The sequence below is a fragment of the Sulfitobacter sp. HI0129 genome, from assembly GCF_001635395.1.
Classification (GTDB): domain Bacteria; phylum Pseudomonadota; class Alphaproteobacteria; order Rhodobacterales; family Rhodobacteraceae; genus Sulfitobacter.
Window position 1 is genome coordinate 1 of the sequence record NZ_LWGH01000440.1, and the last position, 8,923, is coordinate 8,923.

At 61.1% G+C, this 8,923-nt stretch carries 9 protein-coding genes; 4 read left to right on the forward strand and 5 right to left on the reverse strand.

Annotated elements, in window-relative coordinates; all coding sequences use genetic code 11:
* The 3 genes from A3764_RS11915 to A3764_RS11925 all read right to left on the reverse strand — a co-directional run.
* Positions 1–1,237: lysylphosphatidylglycerol synthase domain-containing protein (locus tag A3764_RS11915; RefSeq protein ID WP_150122152.1), on the reverse strand; the 1,237-nt coding region annotated here is incomplete at its 3' end.
* 255 nt (positions 1,238–1,492) lie between these two features.
* A complete protein-coding gene (locus tag A3764_RS11920; RefSeq protein ID WP_067925337.1) occupies positions 1,493–2,758 on the reverse strand; it encodes a sialidase family protein in 1,266 nt (421 codons plus the stop codon).
* Between the two features lie 157 nt (positions 2,759–2,915).
* Positions 2,916–3,836, reverse strand: a complete 921-nt coding sequence (locus A3764_RS11925) for a LysR family transcriptional regulator (RefSeq protein ID WP_067925340.1) — start codon at positions 3,834–3,836, stop codon at positions 2,916–2,918.
* Between the two features lie 140 nt (positions 3,837–3,976).
* On the opposite strand from A3764_RS11925, the gene A3764_RS11930 reads away from it, so the two are divergent.
* Both A3764_RS11930 and A3764_RS11935 read left to right on the forward strand, forming a co-directional pair.
* Entirely contained in the window at positions 3,977–5,134 is a 1,158-nt protein-coding gene (locus tag A3764_RS11930) for an acyl-CoA dehydrogenase family protein (protein WP_067925343.1), read from the forward strand.
* Entirely contained in the window at positions 5,134–6,237 is a 1,104-nt protein-coding gene (locus A3764_RS11935) for a CaiB/BaiF CoA transferase family protein (RefSeq protein ID WP_067925346.1), read from the forward strand. Before A3764_RS11930 ends, A3764_RS11935 begins: the two co-directional genes overlap by 1 nt.
* A 91-nt stretch (positions 6,238–6,328) precedes the next feature.
* Here the strand turns inward: A3764_RS11935 and A3764_RS11940 are convergent, their stop codons facing one another.
* Positions 6,329–6,577: a TFIIB-type zinc ribbon-containing protein gene (locus A3764_RS11940; RefSeq protein WP_067925349.1), complete on the reverse strand. Its 249-nt coding sequence runs from the start codon at positions 6,575–6,577 to the stop codon at positions 6,329–6,331.
* 139 nt (positions 6,578–6,716) lie between these two features.
* The gene (locus tag A3764_RS11945; RefSeq protein WP_067925352.1) at positions 6,717–7,772 is read right to left on the reverse strand and encodes a LacI family DNA-binding transcriptional regulator; all 1,056 of its coding nucleotides are present in this window, start codon (positions 7,770–7,772) and stop codon (positions 6,717–6,719) included.
* A gap of 153 nt (positions 7,773–7,925) precedes the next feature.
* Between A3764_RS11945 and A3764_RS11950 the strand changes: the two genes are divergently transcribed.
* Positions 7,926–8,114, forward strand: coding sequence for a hypothetical protein (locus A3764_RS11950; protein ID WP_067925355.1), 189 nt, complete (start codon positions 7,926–7,928; stop codon positions 8,112–8,114).
* Positions 8,115–8,137: 23 nt separating this feature from the next.
* On the forward strand, positions 8,138–8,923 hold a 786-nt coding region (locus A3764_RS11955; protein ID WP_067951624.1), incomplete at its 3' end, for a TRAP transporter substrate-binding protein.

Below are 8,923 nucleotides of genomic sequence, written 5' to 3' on the forward strand. Positions count from 1 at the left end.
GGGCGAGCCACCAGGCCCCCTCCACCCGCCGTTGCAGGCCATGGGCGATGACCACGAGGGTCGCCCCGATGATGCTGGACAAGAGCGCGCCCCCCTCGACGAAGGCGAGGGGCAGCAGAACCTCGTACTCCTGTGCGAGATCGCTCGCCGGGGGAACCAGTGTGGCCACCAGCATGAACGCACCGGACCCGAACACCATCGTCGAAATCGCGAGCGGCGTGATTGCGCTGACCGATTTGAAGACGGGGGCGAGGCTGCGCATCACCGGCCCGGTGGTCCGGCCGCTCGCCATACGAGCCTCGGTGACCGCGAGCAGGACCATCGCAAGGGTAAAGGGAACAAGATAATAGATCAGCCGGTACAACAGCAAACCGGCGGCGGCCTGTTCGACGGGTACGGATGCGGGCAGGGCGGCGATGATGACCGCCTCGAAAACCCCGACGCCGCCGGGGACATGGCTGAGAACCCCGGCAAAAACCGCGGCAGTGAAAACCGACAGGAAGGTGGTGAAGCTGAGATCGTTCGCGGGCAGCAGCAGAAAAAGCACGGTGCCGGCCAGAAGGATATCGGTCGCGGTAAAGACGATCTGACCCAGCATGGTGCCCAGCGACGGGATGCGCAACGAATGACCGCGCAGCGTGATCTCTGACTTGCGGGTCGCGAGGAAGGCCAGAAAACCTATGCAGAGGGCGACGATGGCAAGCGACACCCACCGGATGGTGGTGGCATTGATCGCCGTGAGCGGATCCAGCGCATGGGGGCGGTAGGCCAGCGCCCCGAACCCCATCAGCGTGGCACCGAAGCCGAAAGCAAGAGAGCCGAAGACGGCGATCCCGGCGATGTCGTAAGCAGACAGGCCAAGCGCGGAATAGATCCGGTACCGCACCGCACCGCCCGTGATCGGCCCCGCGCCGATCGTATTGCCGAGAGCGTAGCCGAGAAACCCGCCGGTGAAGATGACCGGCAGCGGCAGCTTCTTGCCAAGGTAGCGCAAGGCAGACCAGTCGTAGCCCACCAGCGCCATGTACCCACCGATCGTACAGAGCAGTGCGAGCGCGATGATATGCCAGGGCGTGGCCCTGACCTGAGCGGCGACTTCGAGAAAGTTGACCGGCCTCAATAGCTGATAAAGCGCCCAGGCCCCCAAGGCGAACAAGGCTGCCGTGAAGAAGAAAGGTAACAGTGGTTTGACGCGGGCCCAGAGCCCGGCAGACAGGATGTTCTCGGAAATCGGCACGGGCTCCCCTCGGATCGACCAATCTTTTTGTTTCTTAGCCTGTCTCAAGTCGAATGGGCACCCGGTGCGCGCTTTCCTTGCCGGATGTGAGGTTTCCGGGAGGGGAAAGGGCCCTGATGGCAAGATGTTGAGTCCTGAAGGCAAAGAGGTATCCGCCAGTAAGGTACCTCGAAGAAGATACAGAGCCACAAGAGTCGGCCTCGGACGCTAACCACCTTCCGGTAAAATCACATACGCAGGACGCCTATAGTCCTTTCATCGGGTCAATTCCACCGTCGCATGGACCAATCGAACGACCAGCGCGCCGTAGTTCCCCCCGCCGGTGTTCTGCAACGTCTCGTTCCACGCAATCCAGACGTTCCCGCCTGACGCCACCATGCGTGGAAAGCCAATCGTCCGGCCCGCGCGGACAAGGGTAAGCGACGCCGGAGTGCCGCACCCCTCTGTCGGGGTGGCGCGGCAGACAAGGACGGTCTCGCCCGCGGCGGTCTGCTCGACCCAGCTAAAGAGCGCCGAGCCGTCGGACAATTGTACCACGTCCACACCGCCGAAAGGCGCGCCAAGGTCGATACCCTTGGCCTCGCCAAAACTGACGCCCCGGTCGTCGGAGAATGCCATCCTTACGGCGGGAAGGTCATCCGCGGCTGTGAACCACACCAGGGCGACTTGGCTGCCATGCGCGTCAATCGCGGGCCCGTTTACCGGGCAACCCGAAATCTCCCACCCGTCGCCGCTGACCTCAATGGGCTCGGACCATTTCCCACCGATCTGGCGTACAAGGGAGATATCCCTGATCTCGTCTTTCGTCCGGTCCCGGTAAGCCAGCAGGATGGTTCCATCATCCAGCGCGACGGCCGAGGTCTGGCAACAGCTACAGGTGCGTTCGTCCAGCAGGATTTCTTCTGTAAGCGCACCGTTGGAAGAAAGCGTCGTTGCGCGCAACTGCATGGCATCCCCGTCGCCCTCGACGCCGCCCTGGGTGTCGACAGTTCCGTAGTTTTGCCCATCGAGCCACATCGTCGTGATCCCGCCTGATCCGTCGGACACCATCGACAAGAAGCCGTGCTGCCGCTCCGACCGGTCCTGATGTGGCACGGTCCCCGCGCTCCATGTGACGCCGCCGTCGTGGGACAGGGAAATGACGGTGTCGTAGGCATAATAGCTGTCACCGCTCATGCGTGACCAACTGGTGGCGAGCGTGCCGTCCGGCAGCGCGGCAACCGCCGGAAAATCGGCGTAATTGATAAAGAGGTCGTCACCTTCCACGACCGTGACCGGCTCCGACCAGTCAGATCCCTCCAGAACCGCTGTCTTGACAGCGGCGCGCACCGGGCCGTCTGTCTCGATCCAGGACATCAGAACCCGGCCATCCGGCATCGTCGCGAGGGACGGACCTTCGGAGTTCAGCGCGGCCGGCGTCGCGATCTCCTCCCGGGTCAGGAACACCTGTGCCTCAGCCGAAACACCGGAAAAGCCCAGTAAAGCTGCGCTTATGACGCCGGGGACTACAGGATGACGCATAGGGAAGACCTTTCCGTGAATGGTTCGTTAGCGAATGACACAAGCCCCATGGTGGGGGGGATGTTCGCAGAAATGCAAATGAGATTATGGAGAGCGGGCCATCGTGGTTACCGGACCATGAATGGCTGGCTGGGTAAGAGCGGTCACTCTTGAGCAATCACAAACGCTCCGCCCCCGCCCATGAGTTGTCGGCCAGTAGGTCGTCAATGACCAAAGGGATCTCATCATGTACGGCTTGCGCGGCGATTTTGAGGGGGATCGCACTTTGATGGACCAGATGCGCACTGCGCCAGAGCCTTGGCGCAGCAAATTTCAGGCTTGCGAGATGACCGCGGGCCACGTCCTGCGCAATCGCGTGAAACGGCAGGATGGAACAGCCATACCCGCTGGAGACAAGGCGCTTGATGTTGACGTAGCTGTCCACCTCTATGGTGGGTTCAACCCGGATCGTGCGCTTGGCCAACATCTGCTCCAGCATCATGCGCAGGCCATGGGCGCTGCTTGGCAGGATCAGGGGCATATCCCCGATCGCATCCTCCACCGTGGGACAATCCGGCGCCGCTTCGGGCGGGATAAGCATGACCAGTTCCTCGCGCAGCAAGGCTTTGCTTGAATAGCCCGGGGCAGGGTTATCGGAGTAGAGCACGGCCAGATCTATGCGCCGGTGTTCAAGCCATTCCAGAACGAAACCGCTCATCGCCTCCGCGATGATGAGCTTGATCCTGGGGTATTTCCGCCGGATCCGCGCGATCAGCGGAACCGCGAGGATGGAACTGATGGTGCCGGGCAACCCGATGCGAACGATGCCCGAGGGTTCCTGCCCCATGCTCCGCAACTCGTCCTCGGTCTGCGACAGGTCGCTGAGGATCTTCCGGGCGGAGTGCAGCAGGGTTTCACCAGCCTCCGTGGTGGTCACACCTTGCGGACCGCGCAGCAGCAGGTTGATCCCCAGATCCTCCTCGATCTTGCGGATCTGCAGGGAAAGGGCCGGCTGGGCAATCCGGAGCCGTTTGGCAGCGGCCGAGAATGAGCCCCCTTCGACGATGGCAACGAAATACCGAAGTTGTTTGATATCCATGCCATTCCCCGCAACGGTTCCGGACCGCCTTGACGGGTATAAGCAGGCGATATAGCGGTCAACAAAATTTGGTATTTGCGTGATAGAGGATAAGCGATTCAACTGGCGCAGTAGTACGGACCAGTCTCGGAGCCCAGCCCTTGAATACATCCACCGATCATCAGGACATCCGCGATGGCATCCGCGCCCTTTGTGCGCAGTTTCCCGACGAATATCACCGGGAAGTTGATCACCAGCGCGGCTATCCCGAGAAATTCGTCGAGGCGCTGACGCGTGAAGGCTGGATGGCCGCCCTGATCCCCGAGGAATACGGCGGCGCGGGGCTGGGGCTGACCGAGGCATCCGTGATCATGGAGGAGATCAACCGAGCGGGCGGCAACTCCGGCGCCTGTCACGGCCAGATGTACAACATGAACACGCTTGTGCGCCACGGCTCCGACGAACAGCGCCAGCGCATTCTGCCCAAGCTCGCCAGCGGCGAGCTGCGGCTGCAATCCATGGGGGTCACCGAACCCACCACCGGCACCGACACCACGAAGATCAAGACGACAGCGACCCGCAAGGGGGATCGCTATGTCATCAACGGGCAGAAAGTCTGGATCAGCCGGGTGCAACATTCCGACCTCATGATCCTGCTGGCCCGCACGACGCCGCTTTCGGAAGTGCAGAAGAAGTCGGAGGGGCTGTCCATCTTCCTGGTGGATATCCGGGAAGCCATGAAAGACGGGATGGAGGTGAAACCCATCCGCAACATGGTCAATCACGAAACCAATGAGCTGTTCTTCGACAACCTCGAAATCCCGGCGGACAACCTGATCGGCGAGGAAGGCAAGGGGTTCAAGTACATCCTCACCGGGCTGAATGCCGAACGCGCGCTGATCGCGGCGGAATGTATCGGGGATGGTTATTGGTTCACCGACAGGGTCACGAAATACGTCAGTGAGCGGCAGGTTTTCGGGCGGCCCATCGGGCAGAACCAGGGCGTGCAGTTCCCAATCGCCGAAGCCTATATCGAGGTGGAGGCAGCCAACCTGATGCGCTATCGCGCCTGCGCGCTTTACGATGCGGGCGAGCCTTGCGGGGCGGAGGCGAACATGGCCAAGTACCTCGCCGCCAAGGCAAGCTGGGAGGCGGCGAACGCCTGCATCCAGTTCCATGGGGGCTTCGGCTTTGCCAGCGAATACGATGTGGAGCGCAAGTTCCGCGAAACGCGCCTGTATCAGGTGGCGCCCGTCTCTACCAACCTGATCCTGTCCTATGTGGCCGAACATGTGCTCGGCATGCCGAGGTCTTTCTGATGGGCGCCGATCTGCCGCTTTCAGGCCTGAAGGTCATCTGCGTGGAGCAGGCGGTCGCGGCGCCTTTCGCTTCCGCTCGGCTGGCGGACGCGGGCGCGCATGTCATCAAGATCGAGCGGCCCGAAGGCGATTTTGCCCGCGGCTACGACGATGTCGCGGCGGGGCAGTCGAGCTATTTCACATGGCTGAACCGCGGCAAGGAAAGCCGCACGCTTGACCTTGGCTCGGACGGGGGCAAGGCAGAACTGTCGGAATTGATCGCGACGGCTGATGTGTTGATCCAGAACCTGAAACTGGGCGCGTTGGAACGTTTGGGGTTCGATCCGGCGGAACTGCGGCGGCGCTATCCGCGCCTCATCACCTGTTCGATCACCGGCTACGGCACCACCGGCCCGATGGCGCAGCGCAAGGCCTATGATCTGCTGGTGCAGGCGGAATCGGGGCTCTGTTCGATCACCGGCGGCCCGTCGGAGCCTGCGCGCGTAGGCATGTCGATCGTCGATGTGGCCACCGGCGCGACTGCCCATGCCGCGATCCTCGAAGCGCTGATCCGGCGCGGCACCACGGGGCAGGGGGCGCAGCTTTCGGTGTCGATGTTCGACGTGATGGCCGATTGGCTGACGGTGCCGCTGTTGAACCATGAAGGCGGGAAGACCCCGGAACGCGTGGGGCTCGCGCATCCTTCGATCGCACCTTACGGGGTGTTTGACATGCAGCGCGGCGCGCCGATCCTGATCTCGATCCAGAGCGACCGGGAATGGCGAAAGCTCTGCGCGGACATATTGAGCGCCCCCGGACTGGGCGAGGATGACCGGTTCGCCACCAACGTCGCCCGGGTCCGCAACCGGGCGGAGACAGACCGGATCGTGGCGGAAGCCTTCGCCAAGGTGCCAAGCGACGAGATGGCCCGCCAGCTCGATAAGGCGGGGATTGCGTTTGCCGTGCTGAGAGACATGGAAGGGCTCTCCCGCCACCCGCACCTGCGCCGGATCACGGTAGAGACCGAAGGCGGTCCGGTCTCCCTCCCCGCGCCCGGGGTGATCTGGGAGAGCGAGGTGAGGGGATACGGCCCAGTACCTGCGCTGAACGCGCCAGATGGCTGAGGGGACGATAAACCGCCTCAGCCATCTTCAGAACGACCGGAACGATGACAACAAGCCCAAAGTTCCGGACCAATTGCGGCGATAGAGCTACTCAGAAGTCAAAGAGTTCACTCAAGAAGCCTTCGCGGCGCTTCTTCTTATAGGATTTGTCGTGGGGATCATGCCCCGAACTGCGCGGGGAGGAGAATTCCCGTGGTGCAGGTTCGGGATGCGACCGTTCAATGATCTTGTCCAACTCACCACGGTCCAGCCAGACCCCGCGACATTGGGGACAATAGTCAATTTCCACACCGGAGCGATCTGTCATCACCAATTGTGTTCCATCGATCGGACATTGCATTAGTTAAGCCTCCTTCATTTCGTAGTTAGTTGGGCACCCGCTATGCAAACTGCAACCTCTTCAAATGTCGCAGTGCGGTTCCGGGTGGAGTGCTGAAGGCCGCGCCCCTTGATCCATCTTCCGAAAAACTGAATCAGAATCACATTCGCGGGGCCGGTCCGAGGGAGTCGCGGAGCACGACATGGGCTTCGAGTTCAGTACTTGAAGTTGGCATTTGACCATTGCGCATCCCCAACAACAGACGTGCCGCTCCCTTTCCCATTTCACGATGCGGCACATGGACCGTCGTGAGGGCCGGTGTCACGATCTGGGCGATCTCGATGTCGTCGAAACCTGTAATCGAAACGTCACCGGGAACATCGAGGTTCATCTTCCGGGCTTGCAGCAAGGCCCCTGCAGCCAGCACATCGTTGCCGCACAAAACCGCGGTGGGTCGCGGGTCGGATTCCATGAGGGAAGCAAAGGCGTCTGCGCCGTTCGAGATGGTATAGGGCGTCTCGACGATGCGCAGCCCTTCTGGATCGATCCCATGGAGCGCCATAGCGTCCTGAATGCCTTCGCAGCGGTGACTGGCGCGGTCATTGTCCTTACGCTGGGATGTAATCAGCGCGATATTGCGATGCCCCAGCGAAATGACCCGTTCGGCCAGACATTTCATTGCCTTCCGGTTATCGAAGCCAATCGAGATCCGCGATTGGAAATCCTCATAGGTCCAGGTGATAACATAGGGTACCTGACGATCATCGAGGAATTCATAGACCTGAGGCGCCCGGGCATGCCCGATTAGCAATAATGCGTCCGCGCCGCGCGCGACGAGGCCACGGATCTGCTGCTCCTCCAATTCGGGCGTGTAGGAGGAACTGGCCACAAGCAGGGTGATGCCGTTGCGCTGCAATTCTTCCTGAAAGGCCTGAAGACCACGCGCAAAGATCGCGTTCTCCATCGTCGGGATGATCGCACCAAAGGTATTGGTGCGCTTTGCCGCCAAAGCCTGTGCACCGAAGTTGGGGGCATATCCAAGCGTTCTTACCGCCTCGAGCACCCGCTCCCGGGTCGTCTTGGCGACTTTAGAAGGATTGTTGAGGCAGCGCGATACCGTGGCCGTCGATACCCCTGCCCGGGTGGCGACGTCTTCGAGCGTCGGCGAGGGCACGCTGCGGCGGTATTTCTCAGCTCGGTCCGGTTGTTTTTCCACGGGTCTGGTCTTTCACATTCTGACATCGGGCTGAAAAAGTGCGTCTCCTCATACATATAGCAGAAACATCTCAGCAAGTAATGTAAGCGCTTGCATTACACGTATGTAAGCGCTTACATTAGGGCTAGGCCGAATCCCTTAAAGGAGCAAGAAGTGTTCTTGATTTTCGCATTCGCGTTTTTCACCGCCTTCCTTGTCAACGTGCTGATCGGCGCTTCGGGAGGAGCGAAATTCTTCAGCGACGTATGGGAGATGGTGTTTTTGTTCACGGCGTCGGCGGCATTCGTTGTCGCCATCCTGCGGCGGGAGGCCGCAGCAAAGAGGAAAAACGACGACAACTGACGAACCATCAACGGGAGGAAAAAATGGATCGTGAAAGAACGGGGATCGCCTCGCACGGAAGGCGCAATTTTCTGAAACTCGCAAGTTCGGGCAGCTTTACCGCCGCGCTCGTAGCGGGGGCAGGCGGCATGCTTTGGTCGAGCGAGGCCTCTGCCCAGACCGCCAGAGAAGAAAAGGAACGTGAAGCCGCGGCGGAGCACACCATGACGCTCGCGACGGCCTACGTGCTAGGAGCCTCGCGCAGCTATCCGATCATGCAGCTCGACCTCAAGGAAAACATCCAGAACGCCACCAATGGCAAGGTCTACGTCAAGCTCGCACCGGGGGGGCAGCTGGGTGCGGGCGGGGCACTTGTTCAGGCCGTTCAGACCGGCACGATACAGTGCGCCCAGCATTCCCTGTCGAACTTCGCGCCTTTTGCCAGCGCCGTGGACCTCATCAACATGCCGTATTTCTGCGGCTCCAACCAGCGGTTCACCAACCTGGTGAATTCCGACGCCTGGAAAGGCAAGGTACATCCCAAGATCGAGGCCGCCGGTTTCAAGCCATTGATGTACGTGGTGATCGACCCCCGGGTGGTCGCAATCCGGAAGGGCGGCAACAAGGTCATCACGCCGGGCGACCTGAGCGGCGTCAAGTTCCGCGTGCCCGGGTCCAAGATGTTGCAGCAGTATTATTCGATGGTTGGTGCGAACCCGACGCCGGTGGCCTGGGGCGAGACGCCTTCGGCGATCAAGCAGGGTGTGGCCGATGCGCTGGATCCCTCGGTCGGCGCGCTCTATGTCTTTGGCTTCAAGGACATCCTGAGC

Excerpts from the sequence above, each read along its gene's own strand:
- A3764_RS11940 (WP_067925349.1), bottom strand. The coding sequence starts at position 6,577 with ATGCAATGTCCGATCGATGGAACACAATTGGTGATGACAGATCGCTCC.
- A3764_RS11935 (WP_067925346.1), top strand. The coding sequence starts at position 5,134 with ATGGGCGCCGATCTGCCGCTTTCAGGCCTGAAGGTCATCTGCGTGGAG.
- A3764_RS11920 (WP_067925337.1), bottom strand. The coding sequence starts at position 2,758 with ATGCGTCATCCTGTAGTCCCCGGCGTCATAAGCGCAGCTTTACTGGGC.
- A3764_RS11925 (WP_067925340.1), bottom strand. The coding sequence starts at position 3,836 with ATGGATATCAAACAACTTCGGTATTTCGTTGCCATCGTCGAAGGGGGC.